This is a genomic window from Paenibacillus sp. DMB20 (genome assembly GCF_000987955.1).
Taxonomy (GTDB): Bacteria; Bacillota; Bacilli; order Paenibacillales; family Paenibacillaceae; genus Paenibacillus_AQ.
In genome coordinates this window covers 97546-121811 of sequence record NZ_LAZU01000053.1, presented here as the reverse complement: position 1 = coordinate 121811, position 24266 = coordinate 97546, and the positions used below count along the sequence as shown (strand labels likewise).

General features: G+C 50.7%; 18 protein-coding genes, 3 pseudogenes and 1 riboswitch. Of the genes and pseudogenes, 5 read left to right on the top strand and 16 right to left on the bottom strand.

Annotation, left to right across the window (positions count from 1 at the left end):
• Window positions 1-77: 77 nt before the first annotated feature.
• The 6 genes and pseudogenes from XI25_RS28510 to XI25_RS28490 all read right to left on the bottom strand — a co-directional run bounded on the left by XI25_RS28510 (window position 78) and on the right by XI25_RS28490 (window position 3837).
• Entirely contained in the window at window positions 78-500 is a 423-nt protein-coding gene (locus XI25_RS28510) for a phage tail assembly chaperone (RefSeq protein WP_046681225.1), read from the bottom strand.
• A 29-nt stretch (window positions 501-529) separates the two neighbouring features.
• Window positions 530-987 (bottom strand): annotated as a pseudogene (locus XI25_RS28505) (phage tail tube protein).
• Window position 988: 1 nt separating this feature from the next.
• Window positions 989-2308: a phage tail sheath family protein gene (locus XI25_RS28500; protein WP_046681224.1), complete on the bottom strand. Its 1320-nt coding sequence runs from the start codon at window positions 2306-2308 to the stop codon at window positions 989-991.
• Window position 2309: 1 nt separating this feature from the next.
• Complete coding sequence (locus XI25_RS33830; protein ID WP_200901492.1) at window positions 2310-2483, bottom strand: hypothetical protein; 174 nt, start codon at window positions 2481-2483, stop codon at window positions 2310-2312.
• Window positions 2480-2914: a phage tail terminator family protein gene (locus tag XI25_RS28495; protein ID WP_046681223.1), complete on the bottom strand. Its 435-nt coding sequence runs from the start codon at window positions 2912-2914 to the stop codon at window positions 2480-2482. Before XI25_RS28495 ends, XI25_RS33830 begins: the two co-directional genes overlap by 4 nt.
• A 446-nt stretch (window positions 2915-3360) precedes the next feature.
• Complete coding sequence (locus XI25_RS28490; RefSeq protein WP_046681222.1) at window positions 3361-3837, bottom strand: ArpU family phage packaging/lysis transcriptional regulator; 477 nt, start codon at window positions 3835-3837, stop codon at window positions 3361-3363.
• A gap of 296 nt (window positions 3838-4133) precedes the next feature.
• Here XI25_RS28490 and XI25_RS28485 point away from each other — a divergent pair, with 296 nt between their 5' ends.
• Both XI25_RS28485 and XI25_RS28480 read left to right on the top strand, forming a co-directional pair.
• A complete protein-coding gene (locus XI25_RS28485) occupies window positions 4134-4559 on the top strand; it encodes a helix-turn-helix domain-containing protein (protein ID WP_046681221.1) in 426 nt (141 codons plus the stop codon).
• 46 nt (window positions 4560-4605) lie between these two features.
• Window positions 4606-5031: an ImmA/IrrE family metallo-endopeptidase gene (locus XI25_RS28480; RefSeq protein ID WP_046681454.1), complete on the top strand. Its 426-nt coding sequence runs from the start codon at window positions 4606-4608 to the stop codon at window positions 5029-5031.
• Window positions 5032-5248: 217 nt separating this feature from the next.
• Here the strand turns inward: XI25_RS28480 and XI25_RS28475 are convergent, their stop codons facing one another.
• From XI25_RS28475 to XI25_RS28455, 5 genes and pseudogenes are all read right to left on the bottom strand, one after another.
• Complete coding sequence (locus tag XI25_RS28475) at window positions 5249-6568, bottom strand: APC family permease (protein WP_046681220.1); 1320 nt, start codon at window positions 6566-6568, stop codon at window positions 5249-5251.
• Window positions 6569-6808: 240 nt separating this feature from the next.
• A pseudogene (locus XI25_RS28470) lies at window positions 6809-7608 on the bottom strand (ABC transporter ATP-binding protein).
• A gap of 81 nt (window positions 7609-7689) precedes the next feature.
• On the bottom strand, window positions 7690-9420 hold the full coding sequence (locus XI25_RS28465) for an ABC transporter ATP-binding protein (protein WP_046681219.1): 1731 nt from the start codon (window positions 9418-9420) through the stop codon (window positions 7690-7692).
• A gap of 122 nt (window positions 9421-9542) precedes the next feature.
• A pseudogene (locus XI25_RS28460) lies at window positions 9543-10516 on the bottom strand (FecCD family ABC transporter permease).
• A 62-nt stretch (window positions 10517-10578) separates the two neighbouring features.
• A complete protein-coding gene (locus XI25_RS28455; protein WP_046681218.1) occupies window positions 10579-11634 on the bottom strand; it encodes a FecCD family ABC transporter permease in 1056 nt (351 codons plus the stop codon).
• A 262-nt stretch (window positions 11635-11896) separates the two neighbouring features.
• Here XI25_RS28455 and XI25_RS28450 point away from each other — a divergent pair, with 262 nt between their 5' ends.
• On the top strand, window positions 11897-12880 hold the full coding sequence (locus XI25_RS28450) for an ABC transporter substrate-binding protein (RefSeq protein WP_052759785.1): 984 nt from the start codon (window positions 11897-11899) through the stop codon (window positions 12878-12880).
• A gap of 109 nt (window positions 12881-12989) precedes the next feature.
• The gene (locus tag XI25_RS28445; RefSeq protein ID WP_046681217.1) at window positions 12990-14651 is read left to right on the top strand and encodes an AraC family transcriptional regulator; all 1662 of its coding nucleotides are present in this window, start codon (window positions 12990-12992) and stop codon (window positions 14649-14651) included.
• Between the two features lie 216 nt (window positions 14652-14867).
• Here the strand turns inward: XI25_RS28445 and XI25_RS28440 are convergent, their stop codons facing one another.
• From XI25_RS28440 to XI25_RS28420, 5 genes are all read right to left on the bottom strand, one after another.
• The gene (locus XI25_RS28440; protein WP_235440483.1) at window positions 14868-17738 is read right to left on the bottom strand and encodes a DUF5704 domain-containing protein; all 2871 of its coding nucleotides are present in this window, start codon (window positions 17736-17738) and stop codon (window positions 14868-14870) included.
• A gap of 587 nt (window positions 17739-18325) precedes the next feature.
• On the bottom strand, window positions 18326-19582 hold the full coding sequence (locus XI25_RS28435; protein WP_235440482.1) for an S-layer homology domain-containing protein: 1257 nt from the start codon (window positions 19580-19582) through the stop codon (window positions 18326-18328).
• Between the two features lie 285 nt (window positions 19583-19867).
• Window positions 19868-20674: an energy-coupling factor transporter transmembrane component T family protein gene (locus tag XI25_RS28430; RefSeq protein WP_046681216.1), complete on the bottom strand. Its 807-nt coding sequence runs from the start codon at window positions 20672-20674 to the stop codon at window positions 19868-19870.
• On the bottom strand, window positions 20671-22419 hold the full coding sequence (locus XI25_RS28425) for an ABC transporter ATP-binding protein (protein WP_082112523.1): 1749 nt from the start codon (window positions 22417-22419) through the stop codon (window positions 20671-20673). Before XI25_RS28425 ends, XI25_RS28430 begins: the two co-directional genes overlap by 4 nt.
• Window positions 22412-23041 (bottom strand): ECF transporter S component, encoded by a 630-nt coding sequence (locus XI25_RS28420; RefSeq protein ID WP_046681215.1) that lies wholly within the window; start codon window positions 23039-23041, stop codon window positions 22412-22414. The genes XI25_RS28425 and XI25_RS28420 overlap by 8 nt, the downstream gene beginning before the upstream one ends.
• 93 nt (window positions 23042-23134) lie before the next feature.
• Window positions 23135-23249, bottom strand: a riboswitch (TPP riboswitch).
• Between the two features lie 212 nt (window positions 23250-23461).
• Between XI25_RS28420 and asd the strand changes: the two genes are divergently transcribed.
• Complete coding sequence (asd, locus tag XI25_RS28415) at window positions 23462-24265, top strand: archaetidylserine decarboxylase (RefSeq protein ID WP_046681214.1); 804 nt, start codon at window positions 23462-23464, stop codon at window positions 24263-24265.
• The last annotated feature ends 1 nt before the right edge of the window (window position 24266 follow it).

Here is a 24266-nt window from a genome sequence, read left to right as displayed (position 1 = left end):
CATAAGCTGAGAAGGAAGAATATGCAGCTCGTGGAGGGCGTAGTAAGCATAGTTCGCCTCACCGTCGCCCTCTTTAATCAGTTTTTTACTTCTTCAACCAGTTCGTTCATATCACGGTCGAAACCGTTTAATGCCTGTACGCGCTCGCCAAGCGCCGCAAATTCTCCGGGCAGCAGCATTTTACGAAGGAGTGATTCCGCTCCCAATACGCCATAGGATTTTTGCAGCTCGCTATTTTTCAAATCGGGAAAAGTCACGCTTGCCACGATCAGTTTCGACATATATTCATTGGGATCGACTTCGGGCGTAAAAATGCCGTTCTTGCCTTTTACTTTACGGGTTGCTGCTTTACGGCACTCTTGATTCTCTTCTTCCGTAATACTGCGCAGCTTCCATGGCACAGGATTACCTTCCGCATCTTTAAAACGAACAGAGACCACGAATTGCTCCGTGATCTCTGCCGAGGACTGACCTGCAAAAAACATACTAAAATCGCTCATTTTTCTTCCTCCTCAGTAAAAGTTTATGATTATGCCAACGGGGTAAACGGTGTTTCAATCCGAACATTCTCAAACGTAAAGGCAACTTCTTCTTCCAGAGCCTCCGCTTCCGTATCCAGGGATGCCATAATGACGCTGTCCAGATTGACGCCTTCGAGAATAACCACCTGGCGCCCTGTTGACGAACCCGGATCTTCATTTCGAACCTCGATCATGAAATAAGCATCCTGGCCGGACTGGATATATTCCATCATGAGCTGACGGAACAGGGTGGTCACATAATAAATCGTCATCGTGCCCGTCCCTTTCCAGCCAATGGCTTTATGTTGAACGGCGCGCTGTCCCATCGTTTTCAGCTCGGCTTTTTCCTTTTCTACCGTGGCCTCCAATGTCTTAATATAGAACATTTCCTCCATGCGATCGCCAATTTTGACGAGGCCTTGCCCTCTTGTCCAGAAATCGTATCGTTTGCTCGCAAAAATGCCATTTTAGACCACCTTCACTTTCATGTATACTTTTTCGATTGCATCCACCGGCTGTACTTTGATATCCACAAACAGGATGTCACCCTCGGTACCCGGCGTTACGATAATGTCCTCATTAGCTTGGAAATTCTGGATCGCGCCGATATTCTGCAACGAAGCAAAATAGGATGCGCATTCCGCCCAAAACAACGTACGCCCATCCACATTGTTATCCACTTTTCCGATGAAAGATTGTTCAAAAATACGCTTCAGATCATTAGCTATCCCGTCCAACACTCGAACAACGCGGTTTTTGGCAAAATGGCGCGCCTTGCTCGGCGTAAACTCCGTAAAGGTGTTGATATCCTGCTCAATGATTGCCTTGCCACCGCTGTAACTGAATACAAACTCGCCGCCCACAAGGGCTGCTTCAAGCTCAGTATGGCTCAAGCGGATATCCGTATCGACCGCATCGTCATAAGCATCATAAGTCAACGACTCGTTCACAGCCGCTGCAGCCGTTGCGCCAGCTACCCAAGCAATCGCCTGAACTTTGTCGATAATCGTCCCGTCGCTCAGAATGACGCCGTTCTTCACGCTAATAATGCCTTCATACCCGGCCATAGGATAGTCGGAGAGCACAGCTTGGACTTTTTTGCCTTCTTGGTCACGAAGACGCTTGATGTAGGCCGTATACAACGGCTTCAAGGTTGAATCCGAGGACAAAAGTCCAACAGTCTGGAATTCCTGAACCTCCAGTGCGGCAAGGAAGTCAACGTGCTCTTGATTGGTCACGGAGCCGTTCGCCCCTCCGGTCAAGACAAAACCAGCCGTAGCGGCCAGCTCTCCTGTTTCAGGCGTGAATGTTACATACAAGTTTGGCTTCAGTTCCTTTGCGGATGAAACTACCTGCTTGTCCATGGATTTGCCGCTTAGCAGGGTACTGACCACGAACTTGCCGGGATCATCCACGGCATTCTCGATCACGATCTGAATGTCATTGCCCCGTTCGCCTCCGTACTTTGCGGTTACTTTGAGCCCCGACGTTGTACCTGCAGCCTGAACGCCGCTATTCAAGCGGTAAAGCAACAGTTTGCCTGCACGCTTGAGAACTTCTTTTACGGCAAGAAGTTGCGGAGCCGTTACTGGGTAACCCAGAACCTCCAACAGATTCGTTCCCGGTGTAATAGTCAAAATCTTATGGGGCTCCCCCCATGGCAAGGAAAGAGCCAACGCGGTAGTTCCCCGATCGCCCACGCGTCCTACAGGCTGCTCCTGTGAAGAAATTTGGGTATATACCCCTGGTCTTACTTTATTCGGTGTTGTCCATACGCCTCCGGCCATTTTAAATGACCTCCTTTTTCAAAAATGTTTTTAGCTGCTCCTTGGCTTGCTGTACGGAATACGTTTTGCCCTCTTCAAGAATGGCGCTCAGCACATCTTTCTCGCGATTATTGAATTGATTGGATTGTGCCAACTGGTGCTTGTGAAATACTGGAGTTGCTTCCTTTTTGCTCATTTCAATCCGCCTCCTTGTTTCAATGTTTGCATCTTCACGTCGGGCTCTTCCTGATCAGATGTCATCTGGATCGCATACTCTGCACGAAAATATCCATCGCCCGTTGCAGTTCCCTCTTTCGGTCGCTCCCAAGCTACCGTGGTGGCCCGACACGGCCGTTCTTCCACCCGAATCACGGTCAAACCTTCCAACATTTCATCCATGATGAGCGGAACAGGCCTGCCGGACGCCGGTACATAAGAGATGTGAAAGCGGAATCGTGCCGCATAACGATCGGCAGAGATTGGATCAAGCTCGGCCAGCGCCAGTTCGGAACGAAAAAACGGAGCCTCCGGCACTGTCCCCGCATCCTCTCTGAAAACCAGAGGAATGTTAGGAAAAATGCTTGTCAGTCTGCCTGTCAGAGCATCCTTCATTTTTTGAATCATCATGGTTAATTGCTCCTTTCGTGCTGCCCCAAACCTGAGATCCAAGCATACAAATCGCTTGCTTCCCGCAACACGGCCCCTCCTTTCCGTATTGAGTAGTAAGACGGGAATGGAGCCAAAAGCTTCTCCGAAACAAAAAGCCGGCCTTCGCCGGCCGGTTCGCAGTACACTGCGCGTGTTTTCGGTATGTCCTCTTTTGCTTCATTCCCGATGATATAATCTTACATCCCTGAAACGGATGCGCTGACGGATGAATGGACGGATAAAGAAGAGCTTTCAGCGAATGAAGGGATGAAAAAAGTACGATCATATGTTCGTATTTTTACCATTTTCATTTACCGTATGGGCACGTTATCCTCAGGCCTGAGAATAACGATCTCCTCTTCCCACGAAAAAACCGGAAGACCTTCAGGTCCTCCGGTTTATATAGAATCACGTTCTATCATTTTTCATACCGATTTGCATTTCGAAGCTTTCTCCAGCTCGTCCAGCTTCAGCAGCTCCCTGTCCGCAAAGGCCAGCGCCATTTTATAAAAGGCCCGGGCGCGGATCTTGGTATACGTGTCCTTGCTGACCGGCGGTTCGAGAATATGGTTATACACCTTGTAATCATATACGTCGTCTTGCTTCATGTATCTTTCCCGCACCAACAGCTGCTCCCGCTCGCTAAGCCGCTCCACGATCGATTCGACGGTTTCGCAGTACCGCTTTCTTGCCGCAGGAACGTCTACATTATATACGGCAACCTTCGCCGTTTGGTCCGAAGTCACATTGGTCGGGCCATGGAATCGTTCGGTATATGATGCCGTCATGCTGGTTTCTCTTGCCTCGAAGGTTATCGTTTTATAGATGCGATACTTTTCGAATATCGCTTCAACAGCACATTGGGTTTTTCTGCGATCCAATTCGGGTAAAACATAATTCATCCGATACACTCCCCTTTGCAGGTTTTTTCGCTGTTAACTTTGCCATTTGGCAGCATAGCGCTTCTTATCGTTGTTCGTATTTTTGTTCGTATTTTTCATTAATATACCACTATTTGGTGATCGGCGTAAACTATGATATGGAGTAGCTTATGCCATGAATTGGGACAATTCCTCTCATTTTCTTGCCTTTTGGCAACAATACTCCCTTTTATCTTACCTGTTGGCAACAACGTGAAGTGTGTTTATACTATGAATTAAGAAGTTATCTATGGAGTAACGGTAAGGAGTGGCCGGACGTGGAGCAATCATTTGGTTCGTATTTAAAAGAGCTGCGCGAGCATCGCGGCATAAGCATTAATCAGTTGGCCCAGGCAGCCGAGATCAGCGGGTCGCAAATATCCCGGATCGAGAACGGCCTGCGGGGAGTCCCCAAACCGCCCACGATCCGCAAAATCGCGGATGCGCTGGGAAGTTCTTACGAGGAGCTGATGAGCAGGGCGGGATACCTTGACAGCGAAAACAACCTGGAAGAGGAACAGATTCCGGATTGGGCAACCTATAGGGATAAGCGCGATTTCAAAAAAATGCTGGAGGACGACGGCGAGCTGATGTTTGACGGCATCCCGCTTGATCAGGAAGATAAACAGCGGATCAAGGATGTGTTAACCGGACTGTTTTGGGAAGCCAAGCAGATGAACAAACGCAACAAGAAGCGGCGATGATCGAGCATGGAAGCGCAGACCAAATTATATGTTGCAGGTGAACGCAATGGACGATCTTGTACAACCTTTAATCCGCCAGCTGGTGAAAAAGCACCATACCAACTGTCCTTTTCAGTTATCGGCCGCCTTAGGCATTCATATCCGTTATGCGGACCTTGGAAAATCGACCAAAGGGCTTTATTTCCGCAAGCTCAGACGGCGTTTTATCGTGATCCATTCCCGTCTCCCGGCGGAATGGCAGCGGTTTGTATGCGCACACGAACTGGGACACGACAGGCTCCATAAAGGGATCAGCCGGTTGTTTCTGGAGGAGCATTCCTATTTCGCGCCCGGGAAGCTGGAGCGGCAGGCGAACCGTTTTGCCGTTGCCTTGCTGACGTCCGACTTGTCGATGATGCCGGATGAAACCATGGGCGAATTCTATTTGCGGGCAGGCATTCCTCAAGAAATGCTATATTTTTTTGATATTTAATCGAACGTAAGTTCCGTAAAAGAGCAGATGCAAGTTGAAACGGCTTTGACGCCCTTTTTATGGTCCGATAGCGTTTCTGCGAGAAATAGAAGCGGAGTATAGTGAAAATTTATACGTTGTTATTTCATGACAAAGACCGAACGCATAAGCGTCGGTCCATTTTTTTGACGGTGCTTTATTTAGATGAACGACGGATCCATGTGTGCTCAGCCTCTTTTTAATGCAGCTGCCCAGTTCTTCTTTGAAGGATATAATACACCGGCAGCCCGATTACCGTAATCCCGATCGCAACCAGGGTGTCCGCCGGCTGATTGATCAGCGTGCTGATGACGACAAACAAGGAACCGGCAATGGCCATGATCGGAACCAGCGGATACAGCGGAACGCTGTACTGCCGTTGTAAACCTTTGTTTCGTTTGCGCAGCAAAAACACGGCAGCAAAGGCCATGATATAAAACAAATAGATCGCAAATACCGCCATTTCCGTCAAATAGTCGGGGTTGGTAAGCAGCATCATGATAATGGCCAATATCATCTGCATCGTTATGGCAGCCACCGGCGTTCCCCGTTTGGCGTGGATCTTCCCGATCCGGCGGGAAAAGGGAAGCTGCCCCCGCTCCGCCATCGCCAGAGGGACACGCGGAAACGTCAACAGTTTTCCGTTTAGGCAACCGAAAATGGAGATCAGAATGCCGACGCTGACGATTTTGGCGCCTATTCCGCCCATGAGTATCTCGGCCACCCGGTGAGCCGATGCAGTGCCCAGCGATACGATGTCCGCTGCCGGCAGCACCTTCATCATAGCCAAATTGATGAGAACATACGCTGCGGTAACCACCGTCAAACCGCCTACAATGGCCAGCGGCAGATGTTTGGCGGGATTTTTCATCTCACCAGCTACAAAAGCGACCAGCATCCATCCGTCATAAGCAAACAAAGTCGCCAGGATTGCCGCCCCCATGCCCAGTTGGTCCATCGCGGGACCGCCGCCGCTGAGCACCTGCTCGTCGCCCATCCAGACGCCGAGAACCGCAATCAGAACGATCGGCACCATTTTGGCAAGGGTCGTAATGGTCTGGATCGAACCCCCATGTTTTGTCCCCAGGCTGTTCACAACGCCCAAAAAGATAACGGAGCCTATCCCAACGGGAACGTACCAAACCTTCGACAAAGAGAAAAGATTGGCAAACAGAAGTCCGAAATACAGGCCGAGCGCACCGATAATCGCAGGCCCGTATATCATCGTCTGCATCCATCCGCTCAGATAGCCCCAAACTTTCCCGTACACCTCTTCAATATATACGTACAGCCCGCCGGTTTTCGGAATCTGCACGCCGATTTCCGCAATCGTCAGTCCGCCCGCTATCGTGATGAGCCCTCCAAGCAGCCAGGCCGCCAATGCCCAAGTCGAACTGCCCGCATGCTCGATGACCACTCCGGGCTTCATGAAAATCCCCGAACCGATAACGGTTCCGATTACGATCGACAAGGCTACCGAAAGTCCGATTTCTTTCTTAAGCTGTCCTTCTGATGCCACCTTCGTCCCTCCTGCTTTAAACAAGTTGTCTTGCGAAACCCTTATATCATCTTTCATTTCCCCTCAAACGGGGGATTCAATCCCATTTTTCACCTTTCCTATATAATTCCCTTAATCTGCATGATCTATTTGGAACGACAAGAAAACAGCCCTCGGCTGCAGGCATCTGAGGATTCAGACGGACACCTACGATCCAAGGACTGTTTTTTCGATTTCGATATCTCGATATGATTCAAAATGTCAGGCGCTGGCGCCTGCAGCGGAAACAGCAGTAAGCTCGTACGGCATGCAGAGCGGCACGCCGGTTCGCGGATCGGGAACGATGTCAGCCTCGATGGAAAACACCTCCCGCAGCACCTTCTTCGTCATGACTTCCGCAGGCGAGCTTCCCGCACAACGGTACCCGACTTGATCGCAACCATATGCTGAGCGTAACGGGATGCATGGTTGAGATCATGCACGACCATGACAATGGTCCGGCCCTCTTCCCGGTTCAACTTCTGCAGCAGTTGCAGCACCTCGAGCTGATGCGCCATATCCAGGAAAGTGGTAGGTTCATCAAGAAATACGATGTCCGTCTGCTGGGCAAGGGCCATGGCAATCCATGCGCGCTGCCTCTGTCCCCCCGACAGATTATCGACCGGACGATCTTGAAAGTCCAGCAAGCCCGTTACCTCGATTGCCCAATGAACGATCCGCTTATCCTCTGCCGATAAGTTACCGAAGCCTTTTTGATGCGGAAAACGCCCATATCCGACCAGTTCGGATACCGTCAATCCATCCGGAGCGGACGGATTCTGCGGCAAAATGGCTAGCTGCTTGGCTACATCTTTGGTTGACATCGAGTGAATAGACTGTCCATCCAACAGGACGCCGCCGGCCTTGGGGTGCATGATGCGGGCCATTGTCTTCAAAATGGTGGATTTTCCTGAGCCGTTTGCGCCAACCAGAGCCGTTATTTTTCCATTCGGAATGGTCAAATTCAAATTATTCACGATGGCTGTTTCGCCATAAGCAATGTCCAGCCCGGACGTACTCATTCGTTCTTTCAAGGTTTGCACGGATAAACACCCTCCCCTGCTTTGTTCATTCCACGTTTTTCGTTTCCTTATTCAAAGCATTCAAGACCAAGATGCCACCTGTTCCCCGAATTGGGCCTGATGCAGACGGCTGTAAGTGCCGCGTGCTGCCAGAAGCTCCTCATGATTCCCCTGCTCGGCTATGCCCTGATCCACGACCACGATACGATCCGCATTTCGGATGGTAGCCAGACGGTGGGCGATCACGATCGTGGTCCGGCCTTTCGACAGCTCAGACAGCGATTGTTGAATGGCTGCCTCCGTCTCTGTATCAAGGGCCGAGGTTGCCTCGTCGAGTATGAGGATGCTTGGGTTTTTCAAAAACATGCGGGCGATCGACAACCGCTGTTTCTGGCCGCCGGACAGCTTCACTCCCCGTTCGCCAATGAGCGTATCCATTCCCTCAGGCTGCGATTGAATCATTTCTTCCAACTGTGCCCGGCGGGCGGCTTCCCAAATCTCCTCCTCACTTGCTTCGAGCCTGCCGTAAGCGATATTTTCCCGAATCGTGCCATCGAATAAAAATACGTCCTGCTGCACGATCCCAATATGAGCGCGTAACGATTCCAATGTAATCTTGCGGATATCCATGCCGTCTATCGTAATGGTCCCTTCATCCGCATCATAGAAACGGGGCAGCAGACTGCACAGCGTCGTCTTCCCTGCGCCGGACGGACCGACCAATGCCACCGTTTCGCCGGCATGAATGGCGAGATGAATATCGCTAAGCACCTTGTCCGCATTTCCATAACTGAAGGATACTCCCTGGAATTCAATGTTTCCCTTCAGATTGGCTGCGGGGATGGCATCGGGTGCGTCCGCTACATCCGGCGCCGTTTCCAATAGCTCCAGATAACGCTTGAATCCGGCAATTCCCTTCGGATACATCTCAATAACGCCATTGATTTGTTTTATCGGTCCCAGAAATACATTGGACAACATGACAAATGCAATGAATTCCCCGTAAGTCATCTTCTGCTGAATGACGTACCAGGTGCCGCATACGAGCACAAACAGCGTAATCAGCTTCATCAAAATAAAACTGATCGAAGAGTTCCACGCCATGATGCGGTAAGTCAGCAGCTTGATCATGCGGAAACGCTCGTTATTTTCAGCGAAGCGCTTCATCTCAAACTTTTCGTTGGAGAACGCTTGAACAACGCGGATGCCGCTCACATTATTTTCAACCCGCGCATTGTAGTCGGCTATATCCGCAAACATTCGTTTAAATGCGGCCGACATTTTGCGGCTGAAGTAGAGAGATAGATAGATCATCAGCGGTACGATGATAAAGGTAAGAACGGCAAGCTCCCAATTGATCCCCAGCATGATGCCGAAAGCCCCGCCCAGCGTCATGATTGCGATAAACAAATCCTCGGGTCCATGATGCGCAATTTCGCCGATGTCCATCAGGTCGTTCGTCATTCGGGAAACAAGATGTCCGGTCTTATTATTGTCGAAAAAGCGGAATGACAGCTTCTGCACATGGTCGAATAGCTTTTTGCGCATATCGGATTCAATATTGATGCCAAGCTTATGTCCCCAATAAGTTACGACAAAATGCAGTGCCGCACTAATGACATAGATTCCTAGCAGTCCAAGGCAGGCGTAGAGGATCCACTGCCAATTGCCGCTGGGAAGCAGCTTGTCGACCACCTGATTCACGGCTACCGGAAAGGCCAATTCAAGCAGCGCAGCAATGATGGCGCAGGAGAAGTCCAAAACGAACAGCCACTTGTAGGGCTTATAGTATTCGAAGAAACGACGCATCAAAACGTTGTACCTCTCTTTCCTTGAGGATGCTCCAAAAATTCGTTTAGATCCCAATTCGGTACAGGGAGTCATTCGGCATGAATCTTCATACTTTCCGAAGTTGTTAGCTGAATTTCTTGAATTTACGCTTTTGAACGTGCCAACAGGTACAAGAAATAAGGAGCGCCGATAACAGCAACCACGATTCCCGTAGGCACTTCGGATGGCTGCAGAATCCAGCGGCCGATCGTGTCTGACGTAATGACGAGCAAAGCGCCTGCCAACGCGGACGTGGAAGGAGCAGCTCGTGCTTCGGACCGACAAGCCGTCTGGCCAGATGCGGTCCAATAAGCCCAACGAACCCAATGCCTCCGCTGACGGCAACACAGGAACCGGCCAGACCCACGGCGGCAGCCAGCAGCGCGATCTGCTCGCGGGATACATGCGCCCCTAAACCTGTGGCTTTCGTTTCGCCCAGATTCAATACATTCATCACGCGAGCTTTATAAAATACATACGGCAGCAGAACGGCGATGAACGGCAATAACGCAAGCACATACTTCCAATTGGTTCCCCAGATGCTTCCTGCCATCCATGTCGCAACCATTTGATATTTTTCGGGGCTGAGCTTCAGCGTCAGCACGATCATCGCCGCGCTGATTCCGGCTGCTACAGCCACCCCCGTCAATACCAGGCGCGTCGGCGATATATTTTCATGGCGTTTGTATGCCAGCAAGCAAATAAGCGCGGCTGTAAGTCCGGCTCCAAGCCAGGCCAATATCGGCATCAGGAAGACGGGCGCCTGAGCTGTTGACGGATAGAACGAAATGAACAGCATGACAGCCAAACCCGCTCCCGCATTGATGCCGAGAATGCCGGGATCGGCCAAAGCATTCCGGGATATAGCCTGCATGACGCAGCCGGACACCGCCAATCCGGCGCCTATAAGCACGGAAATGACAATGCGCGGCAATCTGAATTCAAACAGAATCAACTCCTGCTTATTCGTGCCTGCACCGAACAACGTTCGCAGCAAATCCATTGGCGATAATCGAATATAACCCGTATTCATGCTGACGATAAACATGATGACAATAAGGACGGAGAGCGTGATCATGACTGCAATATTGCGTTTCTTTTACGCTGCAGCGCAAGGCTTGCGGATAAATGACCCATGGCTTACAACTCCCTCCTTTCCTTGCGAGCCAAGAACAGGAAGAATGGAACCCCGATAAGGGCAATAAGTGCCCCGACGGGCGTCTCGTAAGGCGGATTGACCATCCTGGCAGCCAAATCGGCGAATACGACGAGCAAGCTCCCCAGCAGTGCCGAGCATGGAATAATCCAGCGGTAATCGACGCCTACGAGGTAGCGCGTTACGTGAGGAATGATCAGTCCAACGAAGCCCACGGCCCCTACCACGGATACCGCTGCGCCGGCAAGAATTAACACGATGATCAAGCCCGCAAGTCTTACCAAGCCGGTACGTTGACCCAGCCCCTTTGCGATGTCCTCTCCCAAGCTGAGCATGGTGATGGAACGCGACAAGGCGATCGCTCCGAGAATCGCGGCTGCAATCCACGGGAACATGATCGCCAGCTGCGGCCATTTCGTCCCGGCTACGCCTCCGGCATACCAGAAAGCCAAGTCCTGGCCAATGTTGAAATATAGCGCAATGCCCTCGCTTAAGGCCGACAAAAGCGCGCTTAACGCCGCACCTGCCAGAACAAGCCGAACCGGGGTGAGCCCGCCTTTGGCAAGCGAACCGATGCCGTATACAAGCCCGGCCCCTAATCCGGCACCGAGGAATGAAAACAAAATCAAGTACATATAAGGCAAACCCGGAAAGAATGCGAAGCATACGGCAAGCATAAAGCCGGCGCCGGCATTCAGTCCGAGCAAGCCCGAATCGGCCAGCGGGTTGCGGGTCATTCCCTGCATAATGGCACCCGCCACGGCGAAGCACGCTCCCACCATGGCTCCGCCAAGGACGCGCGGAAGCCGAATTTCTTGAATGATTTGATGCTGCGTAAGATCCGGATTGAAGCGAAAGACAGCTTCCCATACCGTGGATAATTGAATATCCGCTGCACCGAAGGATACCGAGATCGCAATACCGAACGCTAATGCGACCACCCCTCCGATGAGAATGAGCGTTGCCACGAGCGGACGCGATCGAAATTCGACGCCTCCGGAAGCGGATTGGTTGGAATTAGATTTTGCAACTTGTCCCATACATGCCACCCTTGTTGATCTACAATATATTATGATATTGATTCTCATTTTCATTTAGATTGTAGGCCAGTTTACTTCAACATGACAATGGACAAAATCGACTGTTTTTTTGTACAAAATGAACGCCCCCCTTGTTTGTACAAATCAAATGAACGATTTCCTTTTGTCTATTGTGAATCGGCAAACGAGGTTTTACGATGGGAGCATACATTTGATAATGATTATCATTATCTGTAATACCACACGATCTTGGAGGGGTTCCATGAAATTGGCAATAAAAAACTACGCCTTATTACTCGCAATATTATGCATGAGCGTGCTGCTGTTCGCCTGCAGCGCTCCATCCGAAGTACAGCAGAAGGCTGATCCCGCGAATACAGCGAAAAGTGAGGAAAATAAAGAAGATTCTGCTTCCGCTACGCGTAAATTTACCGATTATAAAGGTCATGAAGTGGACATCCCCGCGTCTCCGGAGCGAATCATTTTTTGGGGAGAGACGTACGGCGACCTGCTGGCGCTCGACGTTGATGTGGTCGGAACCGGATTGAACTGGGTTAAAGGTTTCGTTTATGAAGATAAAGTCAAAAATGTAGAAGATCTTGGCTTCCCGATCAATGTGGAGAAGGTTCTTGATTTGAAGCCGGATATGATCATTACGGGAGGCATGGACGAAAAGGAATATGAACAACTGTCCAAAATCGCCCCTACCCTCATGTTCGATACGTTTGATTCCTTGGAGAACCGGATGCTGCTCATCGGCGATCTGGTCGGAAAGAAAAAAGAGGCCGAGCAGTGGCTTGCGCAGTATGATGCCAGCAATCAAGCGATGTGGGAAAAGCTGAAAGAGACAGGCATGAAGCCGGGAGAAACCGCCACCGTCTTAACCTTTTACCCCGGAGATCGCTTGTTCATCATGGCACGCACGGGGCTGTCTCAAGTTCTGTATCAGCAGAACGGATTTGCGCCTGTGGACAAAATTCAAGAACTGCTCGATGAAAACACGGGATTTAAGGAAATATCGATGGAACTGCTGCCGGAATATGCGGGAGACCATATCTTCGTCCTGACCCCTGTCGATGAGGAACCGAAAAAATCCACGGAAGAGATGATGAAGAGTTCGGTATGGAGAAACTTGCCGGCAGTGAAAAAAGGGCATGTGTATACGATTGATCTACTGAAATCCGGCAGTGACGCACTTACGAGACAGTCGCTGCTTGAGCAGCTGCCGAATCTTCTAATTAAATAGAAACTTTCTTTTTGGCAAAGAAGCTTTTCAAGCTGTCATTGAAAAGCTTCTTTGTTTTTTATACAATATCATTGATAATCATTATCATTTGGATGGGAGTATATGAAATATGACTGATCATTCGCTGCCGCTCGCTCCGCTTCATTCTTTGCTTTTTTATATGAAGGATATAGAGTTGACCGTCCAGCCTGTTGGGTGGAAATCAGATACCTTCACCACGGACGCGCATACTCTTCTTGTCATAGCGAATGGGACAGGCTGCATGCATGTGAACGACAGCGAATTCTATTATACAGCGGAAAAAGGCTACCTTTTTTCGCCCGGGCAAGCTTTTCGAATCGATAACGGATATGATCATGCGATCCGCTTCTACCTTATAACCTTCTCCGTAATCCAGGCCGGAAACCATCCACCCAAGAACTATAACGGCTATCTCCTGCCCGAGCGCATCGAACTGACGGCCTACCCGATTTCCCGCCTGATTCGCATAACAGAGGAGTTATATCACAGAAGCACCCTTTCAGATCCGTTGGAAGCATGCAAGTTGCAGCTGGATTTCCACGAGTTGATACACTTTGTCATCGAACACAACTGCCATTCGGAACAGCCAACCCATCCGATCCAAGCGGTAGAACGAACTATTCAATACATCGAGAACCATTACACGGAAAACATTACCGTGAAGGAGCTTGCAAAATCGGCCCAAGTGCCTTATTGGCAGTACACTCCCATCTTTCAGGAGTTAACCGGAAAGCGTCCGCTGGACTATGTGACGGAATTGCGCATCAATCGCTCCAAACAGCTGCTCATTCAGAGCGATGATCCGCTTCGCGAAATTGCCCGGCGGGTGGGTTTTTCGGACGAATACTATTTCAATCGCCGATTTCGCCAAACCACGGGCATTGCTCCAAAGCAGTATGCCCGTTTGATGCGCAATAACAAGAAGATTAGGGATTGGACTGGTCATATCGTCGATATTCCCGCCCGGCCCGAGCGCATTATTTATTACGGAGAGACGTTTGGAGATTTGTTCGCTCTTGGAGTAGATCCCATAGGCGGAGGAACGATCCCTCCCCACTTGGGTGAATTCCAAGAGCGGCTGAAGCACGTAACGGATATCGGCCATCCTGTAGAACCCGAGATACTCGCCGAGCTTCGGCCCGATTTGATCATTTTTTCCAATCCCGATGAGCGAAAATATAACCAGATCGCGAAAATCGCGCCAACGGTTACGTTCAATTCCTTTGCGCCGCTCGAACAACGGCTATATACGCTGGGCGACATGCTCGGCCGCAGGCGTGAAGCGGAAAAGTGGCTGAAAAGGTATAACGCCAAAGCGGCTATAGCCTGGCAACGAATGAGTCCATCCATCTGCCTTGGCGAGACGGCCTCGGTATTTACCTATGAGCATGGCCGTCGACTGTTCGTCATGGGTTCTGCCGGACTCTCCTCCGGGTTGTACCACCCCAACGGCTTTCTTCCGGTTACGGAAGTGCAGAAGCTTTTGCATGATGGACAAGGCTTTGCGGAAATCGAGGAAGCCAGCCTGCCCGCCTATGCCGGGGACCGCATATTCATGCTGCTTCCCGAAAATGGGGAGTCGAGATTCGCGATGGAGGAACTGATGAACAGTTCGCTCTGGCATAGCCTCCCCGCCGTACGGAAAGGGCAAGTATATCTCTTGGAAGCTGCCCAATGGAACTACGCGGACGCCATAACGCGAGAGCTTCTGCTTGAAGCGCTCCCTAAACTGTTAGGCAGAACCTTCTAGTTCACGCAAGAAGACTTCCTGGGAAGAAAGAAACCCGCCTGGGCTGCATGCCAAAGAAGACAGCGTTCATCCGCTGTCTTCTTCTTTGATAAGCGTTAATTCGTTTGCCGGATTCCGTTGTCACTCCTCTTCCTTCACGCCAAACGCTTAAATCAGTTGGAGACCTGACGGCAGTTTAGATGGTTTTGCACCGTTATGCCATCCCTAGGCTCCAGCTTAATGCGGTACCTGGGAACTGAAATCGCCTTTGCTGGACAAATCGGCATGGTAAAATACCGTGTCCCCATCCATGAGTGAAAAGGTGCTTCCGTACGGATTGGTATATCGGCTCGCAAAGCCCTCCAGCTTCCACTGGTTCATTAACGGAGCATGAATATATTGAAGATGCGGGCTGTCCAAACGGCCGTTCTGAATGGTCACAATATTGAAGTTTACCACGATGTAGCCCTTTTTCAGAAAAATATCCGACTTCTCGTCCAGGCGTTTCCCGCGTCCGTATGTAGCCAGGTCGGTTCCCTTTTTGACGACGTACACCTCGGATGGGATGCTGTACTCGCCATACCATCTTTGGACGGCTGCATTGGCCCGACCGGCATCAACCGAGCTTGGCAGCCCGGTTTTGGGGCCCAGTAACGTACGGACGCCGGAAGGAAGAAGCATCCAGTCGAATCGGCCCACCCAGGTTTTCGTTTTGCTTATTTTGTTGATGTAGTTCCGGGCAAAGTCTTGGCCTGTCTGCCCTCCTGGGCCCGCCGCTCCATGCCGGTAAAGGAAGGCCGCCGTATCCGTCAGCTCGCTCTGCGGTACATTGCGGAGGCGTTCGTTCAGGATGACATACCGTTTTTCCGTATCCTGAGCCGAGCCGATGCGAATAAAGTGCCGGCTGCCGCTGTGGTAGTACAGATCGACCGGCTGCCGTCCCGAGCCGTCTTTATTCACGAAATAAAAGCTGGGAGTGATGGATATGCCGTCTTTGGAACCGAACATGTTGCCTTTCGTTTTGAGGTCGAACTTAAAATGGTATCCTGTCTTGACGGCGACGTTTTTGTACCCCGTATGCGGATGCTTGCCCGGTGCAATCGGAAAAGTATACGGCAACGAATTGCCTCTTGGACCTCCATCGATATCCTTTTGCCCTACCCAGTAAGAGACTCCTCGCGGTGCCGCTCCCCCTTTTTCCGTTCGAAAAACGGTCTCCCAGTTATAATCCGCGATGTCCGTAACCCGGAAGTCATACAACCGTCCGATGACCTCCACCTGTTCCATGTCGGTGGCCACATGGTGGCTTAAATCCAGATTTGCATTAGATTGGGTTGTAAAATCGGCCGGCGCGTTCTCGGCGATCGTTCGAAAATACACCGTGTAATCGCCCTCGTCGACCCAAACCGGAAGGAAAAACTCCGTATCCGTTTGATTCACAGGTATGCTGATCCACGTATCTTTGGGGTAAAAGGTTGTTTTATCGCCGCTATAGACATCAAACGGAAAATAGACCTGCTTCGTGCGTACATATTTAGCGTAATCCCGGTTTCCGTACCCGGGATAATTCGTATGCTGGCCGGAGGTTGGAATGCGGACCGTAAACGGACGATCCATAATAAAGGCCGCACGGTTTGGATTCGGCTTTGTTTTTTGGTTATGGGCCTGGTCGTCCGTCACGGAAGAGTAGTTCACGACCGGAGTATGCACGGTAACGGTGTTGATGCCGTGGATAGAAAACTCCTGGTTGCCGCCACCGTTGATGTTCCCCGGCAGCAATCCGTAATAGATCGTACCCGCGCTTGTGGTGTTCGCTCGATTGACCTTGTCGCTGCTGATCATGTGGTTGGGACTGTATAATACGTTCTGTTCGATTTGTGTCGGTGCCGGAATGCTTCCCGGGGAAGGTCCAGTTTCTTCAACCTTGGTTCCATCCATAATCTTCTGATTATTGAATAGGAGGGAATCATTCGTCACCTGAACTTTCTTCACTTCTTTTTCGGCAAAACTTTTAAGATCTTCATTGTCCGGAGACGGCTTTGTCTTTCCACCGTTTTTGCTGGCTCCCGGAGCCGTAACCGTACCCGGTGCCGGAGGAGGATAATATTTGCCGGTTTGCTCCGCTTTAAATTGAGGCTCTTGATAGCCTTCCGGACTAAGACTGATTTCTCCGCCAGGCAAAGCGTAGTTCCGGAGCGTTGCCTTATCAATTTTATAAACTTCCAGATTATCGATCACCCAAAAAGAATAAGGCCGCTCAATGGTATGGGTTTGGGTCACCGTTTCTTCCGCTGTTTGCGGATCGGGTACGGTGATCGGCTTTCCATCCGGGCCCGTTGTTGTTTTTCCAGGGTCCCAAGTCAACGTCCATGTTTTTTCGACATTCACCGTGAACGTGCATTTGCCGGTCATATTTACGAATTTATTTTGGAAAAGATAATTTCTGGCCAGAACATTTCCGTACAAGCTTTCGGATGTCGGGATGCCCTGCAGTACATCAAACTGCTCGCTGCCGCGCCGGTCCGCTTTGATAGATGCGGTAGCAACGGGGTCCATATATTTCCCGGGGATTGTTCGCCCCGGAGCTGGCGTGGTGCAAGAAACCCCTGTAGGTGGCGGTTCTTCACCGCATCCCGGTTGTCCAGGTTTGCATGGAACGGGTCCATCTCCGACGGTCACATTTATGGTCGCTGTTAGCTCATAGCCATCCTTAACCCAAACTACAGTGACTTTAGAGCTGCCTTTGCTTACTCCTTTGATTTTTCCGCTGCTTCCAACCAAGCTGACGATATTTTTGCTATGACTGGTCCATGTCGTTTCCGGAGCCGGCCGTGCTGTTATATCCACCGGTGTGCCGTAATCCGTTTCGCCAGGCGCCATCGTGGCTACGACCGCTTTCAGGTTTGTTTCTTCCCCAATCTTCAGCGTGGTTTTACCGGTCAGCGTTATTTTCTTTTGCTCAATGACATCGCCGCGCCAAAAAATGTTAATGGGGGTGTAGTAGCCAAACTGATATTTGGTCCAATCCAAGTAGCATCCGCATGCATCGCTCCAAGCTTTGTTTCCGGTGTCTTTTCTTAAAAATTGTTTATATTTGTTGGAACTCATTGACTCCCGACCAGTTTTCGAGGTAATCATTACTGCGGTTTTTTGATCTGTTATTTCGAGTTTAGTTATTTCAGACTGTTCATCTTGTCTTCCATCTATCGTTTCAACTTTTGTAATGATTTCTTTTGATATTTTGCTTGGATGATATTTTGCTATCCCAGTATAGTCTGTCCATTCATGTGGCTTGTATAAAGGGCTGCTCTTCATTTCAATTTTGTCTACTACTTCTGCTACAGCTGGCCATGGATCATGATTGGTCCCAATGTTGTTGATATAGACGAATCCACCAGTAGCTCTGTAGCTTTCAGCACGAAAACTCCCATCATCGATTTGATACCAATACACCCCTGGTTCAGAATCGCGGACGCCTTCTACTCTTACAATCTTTTTTTGGTGAGCTGTCGGCCCCTCTTTAGCGTCCGGTAAAAATTTCGGAGGTTTCAATTCTTCCGCATCTTCCTTATCTGGACTAACCTCAACAACTTTTTGAGCTAAAACTGGATGCCGACCAAAAAATAACATTGTGATAAATACTAATGCAAGTAAAGTAACAATTGTTTTTCTCTTCATAGTTACTACTTACACCTCTATTCAGGTCTAGGAATCTGAAAAGATGCTAAAGTTCCATATCTCCCCATGGTCCCCCCATTCTGACTTACTTTCCATTCTCTATTCAGGTATCTATGCATCCAAAAGTGCCGAGGAACATCTTTTTTGAAAAAACCTGTTTTTAAAAAATCATCTGATTCTGGTATCACAGTAAGATTGTATTTAGATAAGGTACCGCTTTTGAAACCAAATCCAGTAGTGAAATTATAGAGTGTAGAAGACGGGAATGCTGCATTCGTCAGAGAAGTATTGTCGTTAGGAACAACGGTTGCTTCAAGAAAAACATTATACATGTCTTCTCTTACAGACCAACTAAAATCCTTATCCAAAAACATCTTCCCATACAAGTTCTTTGGCTTATCTGGGGAACTAGCATCCACCACAATCATCCGATGAACCGTCATCGTTCCTCGATTGTACATCATCGTATACGGCTTATTAGCGAAGCGATCGAAGCTCGTAATCTTATCAGTACCGGCGATCTTACCATATTCATGCGGTGTCGCCGACAACAGATTCGTACCCGTTAACCCTACTTCCCTCATCTCGTTCAAATCCTGATACGAATTCGCTTCCTTGTCCTGCGTCTTCTCGTATCGCTCCAAAATGACGGCCACTTCGGCTCGGGTTGTCGTCTTACCTGGGCCAAACGTACCGTCAGGATATCCCGCCATTAACCCGGTACCCAACGCCACTGAAACATACGGATAGTCAGCCTTGTCCAATCCGCCTTTGTAATACTCCGCCACCGGCACCAAGGTATCCTTCGTGTCCGAAAGAGCCTGCTTGAAATCCCCGTTCTTGGCAGCCAGCCCGGAAGCCATCCACTTCGCCATTTCACTTCTTGTGAGTGCAGTGCCCGGCTTAAAGCCTTTAGGGTAATCTGCGGTTGAGATAAAACCCATGCCAATCGCTTTCAGGACATCCGCCTCAGACCAATGTCCATGAATATCTTTAAAGCTGTCTTGTCCATCCGCGACAGGATTATTGGACACCCGGGCCATCAACGCAGCAAATTCAGCCCGGGTAATGTTCGCATGGGGACGAAAAGTCCCGTCCGAATACCCCTTGAAATAACCCTTGCTTACGGCGGACTCAATCGCCTTTTTAGCCCAGTGATCCGTCGGGACATCCTTAAACTTCGCCCCGGCTGACGCCGAGTTCAAACCCGCCGTACCGAAAAAAGCACCTGCAGCAATGACAAACGTTAAAATTCCTTTACCTATTAATCTCAACTCGCCCACTCTCCTTCAAATATTTTTGAGGACAATGCTCTCTGCTATCCTGCTTTCCCGTGCAAATTCACATAGTAAAATTGTAACTATATTATCATATATTATAATATTTTGGTATTATATTCCTATCCCTCCTTTAGTAAAAAAGACGTATTTCATAGATTTCAGTCTTCACCGCGCCTAACAAAAAAGCGGAGCCCACCGAGAATCTCGGCAAGCTCCGCTTTATACGGCAGCAGGAAAGTATTTACATACTAATTAATGTAGCATCATTCACGAGCAAAATCAATCAAATCGCACGTCCCCGACTCCGAACCACGGAAAGCGCACCGCGAGCGTGTAGGCCGCGCAAGCCGCAGCCCCCAAAAGAGCGACGATCAGCAGATCATACGCCGTGAAACGGGACTCATAGTAGTACGTGCGGCTCCTTCCTTCCTCGCCGTTAAACTGCTTCGCTTCCATGGCAGCGGCCACCCGGTGGGCTCTTCGAATGCTCTGCGCAAGAAGCGGGACGGCGTACAAGCCTGCCCGGCGGATTGCTCCCTTTACCCCTTTCGCAGGACGAAGCCCGCGAACTTTTAGCGCTTGGCGTCGGACCACATACTCCTCCCACACCATGGGCAACAGCCGGATGGAGGCCATGAAGCTGTAAGCATATTTAGGAGCCAGCCTCAGCTTCTGCATCAGCCCGTAAAACAAATCGACCGAGGACGTCGTGGTCACGAATAAAAGCCCTTCGGCCGCGAAAGCCATCCCTTTGAACCCCAAATGGAGCCCACGGTAAAAGCTTTCCTCGGAGATTCGGAACAGTCCCCATTCCCACCATACGTTTTCCCCGCGGCCAAACAGCATCATGGACGAGGAGGAAGAGATGAAGGCGATCAGAAAAGGAAGGCAGAACAGAAGCATCTTCCACGGCGCCACTCCGCTTAAAACCAGCAGACACAAGGTAAAAATAACCGCCTGATACAAAACAAAATCGATATCGTGCGTCAGCACGGTCATCAAGAACAATCCCAGCAGAACGCCGAGTTTGATGACCGGATTGGCCCGGTGCAGCCACGTCCGCCGTTCCGGATTCCATACGTTCATCGTCTCCCCCCTACCAGGACTTGACGGTCCTCCGTCTCGCCTTCAAAAATTCCGTCCTTTATCACTTTCGTAACCTCAACCAAACCTTCCACGCTTCCAATATCCTCCTGCCGAAGCAGCCGTCCATTCCGGATTTCCCATATCGAACGGGCTGCCTTTTCCGCGATGGTCATTTCATGGGTAACCATCAAAATCGCGGTCCCCGCTCGGCGCAATTCCTCGCACAACTCCAGTATGGCAAACGTATTCCGCGCATCCTGACCGAAGGTCGGCTCATCCAGCAGCAGCACCTCCGGCTGCACAGCCATGGCGGTTGCCACGCTCAACCTGCGTTTCTGGCCGGTTGACAGTTGATAAGGATGCCGCGATTCCAAGCCGGTCAGTCCAAATCGCGCGAGCATCTCCCGGGCCCGCTCTTCCGCTTCGGCAGCAGTCGCGCCATTTACGAGCAGGGAGTAAGCGACTTCATCCAGCACACGCTCCGTAACAAACTGCAGCTCGGGGTTTTGAAACACGAAGCCGATCCGGCTTAGCGCCGATTCCCTCCGTTTTCGCTCCCCCCGTTTCTTTCCGGACGAGACCGTTTCTCCTGCCAACCGGTATTCGCCCTCAAAAGGCAGCAGCCCCCTCAAGCCAAGGAGCAGCGAGCTCTTGCCGGCACCGTTGGGACCGATAACGGCCGTAAAGTCTCCCGGATAGAGTTTGGCCTCTTCAACCCATGTAACGGGCTGCTGTTTGCGATAGACCCCGAACCGGGTCAATTCCAGAACAGGCTTGTTACCTCCAGCTGCATTCCCTCTATCCTGGCCTCCTTCATGCTCCCGCAAGATCTTGGCGCCAGCCGAAGAAACCGCGTAATCATCCCATACGCCCGGATACCAAATGCCGTATCCCTTCAATTCCCTTTGATAAGACGAAAAAATATGTTCGGGACTGCCATTGCCCAGGATGGCGCCGCCCGGGCCAAACAGCACCACACGGTCCACGTAATCGGACATCTCTTCAATGCGGTGCTCCACGATAATCAGCGTCCGGCCTGCCGATACCGCCTTTATCGCCTCCCAAATCTGACGTCGCCCCTCGGGATCGAGCAGCGCGGAAGGCTCATCCAGAAACAGCACTTCCGGCTGAAGCAGCAGCGCCGATGCCAGGGCCAAACGCTGTTTCATCCCTTGGGACAAATGGGCGATCGGCGTGTGTAAATCGGGGAGGCAAAGCCCCACGGACTTCAAAGCCCCCTGCATACGCTCCTTCATCTCCTCGCGCGGAACGGAAAGATTCTCAAGCACGAAAGCCAGCTCTTCGTCCACGAAAGGCATGCAAAACTGCGTATCCGGATCCTGAAACACATAAGCCCAGGAATCCGGGATCCGCTGAGCGGCACATTTCATCGGCACCTCTACAGCACGAGGTATCATGCCGCTGAGCACCTGCAGCAGAGTGGACTTCCCGCAGCCGCTGGGCCCGAGAAGAAGCACTTTTTCCCCCGGATCCGCCGCAAACGACAAATCCTGAAACATCAGCGACTGTTCACCCGGAAACTTTAGCCGAAGCCCTTCCACAAAAAACGCCGGTTCGACCTTGTCTTCCCTTGCACGTTGAACCAATCCCGCCGGGCTGTGCTCCTTCACTCCTACGGAGGCTCCCCAGCTGATCGAAGCCGAATCCGCGATAGCTGCGCCTCCTGCCTCCTCTCTTAACCCATCCCTGGCTAAGATGAGCCTGTCCGAAGCCGTCTTAGACATGACGCGGATCGTCCAGCGCTTCGTAATCCTTGGCCGATGCCGGACTCAACAGGGAAGTCACGCCCGTACGCTCCAGAGCTTTTGCCAAGGCGTACATCAACCATCCTGCGATCAGGGCGCCGCTGAGCAAACGCATGCCGTATTTCGCAGCGAACATCCATAATGCGTAATCTTCCGTATAACTTAAGTAAAAGTCCATAAACATGGATCCGGCCGCAGATGCGGCACCGGCCAGCGCAGCCGCCCAGGCGGTAAACTTCCTGTACCGGAAAGCCGCAAACACCAATTCGGCGCCCAGTCCTTGAATCACGCCGTAAAGCAGAAGATTGATGCCCCAGCCGCTGCCGAACAGAACCTCCACATGGGCGGCGGCCAGCTCGGCGATCAGCGCAACGCCGGGTTTCCGGATCAGCAGAAACGCAAGCGTCGCTGCCGCGAACCACATGCCGTACAGCAGCTCGTCGGCCTCCAAAAACAGCGGTTTGAACAGGCTGTATACCGACCCCCAGAAATGATACACCACGCCAAGCACCAGCGACACCAATACGGTCACCAGAATATCGCTGAGCCTCAGTCCTTTTTTGAGCCGACCGTTCACGTTTCCTTGCATACTTGTTTGCATTTACAGCTTTCCCCTCTCCTATTTTGAATTCCATATGCCTACAACACACGACAAAAAACCGTCTGGATATGCGCAGACGGAAAATAGGCCCTTGTTCAGGGTCGGGATATTCTCTACGCTGGCATTACCCAGTTCAGATTGACGGTCAGCAGCGGGATCCGCATCTGCTATCTCAGCCTGATTCACTCAAGCACCCGTATTCCGTATTCGGTTTTAAGCTGACTCTAAAATACACAGGATCCCCAGGATTTGCAAGACCCTTTTTTCGGGACACCGTTCATTCCATGTTCAAAAAGTCGGGTTTTCGAACCTTGAACCGCCTCTTTTATTGATTTAGCCCTTATTCTATGTCAATATAATTCAGAGTGCGTATACCGCCTCATGCCGGCTGTCGGCAACGCAAGGATAAAGGAGAATCACATGGCTAAACAATTACTGAGGCTGATGACGGAGCTATCTTCCCGCAAGTGGGTTTCCCGCCTGATGGGGCGTTTTTCCCATAGCAGATTAAGCCGTCGCCTAATACCCACGTTTATTAAAGCTTATCAGATTCCTGCCCATGAGGCAGAAAAGGAAATACATGAATACCGTTCGCTGAATGAATTCTTTTCCCGCCGGCTCAAGATGGGGATGCGGACGGTCAACGATACGGCAAGCGCCATGACAAGCCCGGTTGACGGCGTCATTACGGGCATGGGAGCGATCAATGCCAGAACGATCCTGAACGTCAAAGGCCAGGATTACACGATTGACGAACTGCTCGGACATTCTCCCAGGATGGAGAACTACGTGAACGGCTTTGCGTATGTGCTGTATTTGAGCCCGACGGACTATCACCGCATTCATTCGCCGGTTACGGGCAAAAAAGCGGAGAGCGAACATATCCGCGGAAAAGTGTACCCCGTGAATGATTTTGCGCTGACGAATATCCGCAGCGTATTAAGCCGCAATGAACGCCTGATTACATACATCACTCACGAGTTTGGCGAGGTGGCGGTCGTGAAAGTGGGAGCCATGAATGTCAGCAGCATCCACTATGCCGACGCCTCCGTCAACGAATGGCGGAATGGCGACGAGCTTGCGTATTTTGAGTTCGGGTCTACCGTCGTCCTGCTGACGGAACAGGGAACGTTTACTTCACGCGGAGACTTGAAAGTCGGCGACAAGGTCAAGATGGGAGAGCTGCTTGGGCTTCTACATCATCCGGTCAAAAGCTCTACGTAGA

What these genes read in the sequence shown, in the direction of transcription:
- XI25_RS28500 (WP_046681224.1), bottom strand. Translation starts at nt 2,308, where the DNA reads ATGGCCGGAGGCGTATGGACAACACCGAATAAAGTAAGACCAGGGGTA.
- XI25_RS28455 (WP_046681218.1), bottom strand. Translation starts at nt 11,634, where the DNA reads ATGGGACAAGTTGCAAAATCTAATTCCAACCAATCCGCTTCCGGAGGC.
- XI25_RS28425 (WP_082112523.1), bottom strand. Translation starts at nt 22,419, where the DNA reads ATGTCTAAGACGGCTTCGGACAGGCTCATCTTAGCCAGGGATGGGTTA.
- XI25_RS28480 (WP_046681454.1), top strand. Translation starts at nt 4,606, where the DNA reads ATGGACGATCTTGTACAACCTTTAATCCGCCAGCTGGTGAAAAAGCAC.
- XI25_RS28510 (WP_046681225.1), bottom strand. Translation starts at nt 500, where the DNA reads ATGAGCGATTTTAGTATGTTTTTTGCAGGTCAGTCCTCGGCAGAGATC.
- XI25_RS28495 (WP_046681223.1), bottom strand. Translation starts at nt 2,914, where the DNA reads ATGATGATTCAAAAAATGAAGGATGCTCTGACAGGCAGACTGACAAGC.
- XI25_RS28490 (WP_046681222.1), bottom strand. Translation starts at nt 3,837, where the DNA reads ATGAATTATGTTTTACCCGAATTGGATCGCAGAAAAACCCAATGTGCT.
- XI25_RS28445 (WP_046681217.1), top strand. Translation starts at nt 12,990, where the DNA reads ATGACTGATCATTCGCTGCCGCTCGCTCCGCTTCATTCTTTGCTTTTT.
- XI25_RS28430 (WP_046681216.1), bottom strand. Translation starts at nt 20,674, where the DNA reads ATGAACGTATGGAATCCGGAACGGCGGACGTGGCTGCACCGGGCCAAT.
- XI25_RS28420 (WP_046681215.1), bottom strand. Translation starts at nt 23,041, where the DNA reads ATGCAAACAAGTATGCAAGGAAACGTGAACGGTCGGCTCAAAAAAGGA.
- asd (WP_046681214.1), top strand. Translation starts at nt 23,462, where the DNA reads ATGGCTAAACAATTACTGAGGCTGATGACGGAGCTATCTTCCCGCAAG.
- XI25_RS28440 (WP_235440483.1), bottom strand. Translation starts at nt 17,738, where the DNA reads ATGAGTTCCAACAAATATAAACAATTTTTAAGAAAAGACACCGGAAAC.
- XI25_RS28450 (WP_052759785.1), top strand. Translation starts at nt 11,897, where the DNA reads ATGAAATTGGCAATAAAAAACTACGCCTTATTACTCGCAATATTATGC.
- XI25_RS33830 (WP_200901492.1), bottom strand. Translation starts at nt 2,483, where the DNA reads ATGAGCAAAAAGGAAGCAACTCCAGTATTTCACAAGCACCAGTTGGCA.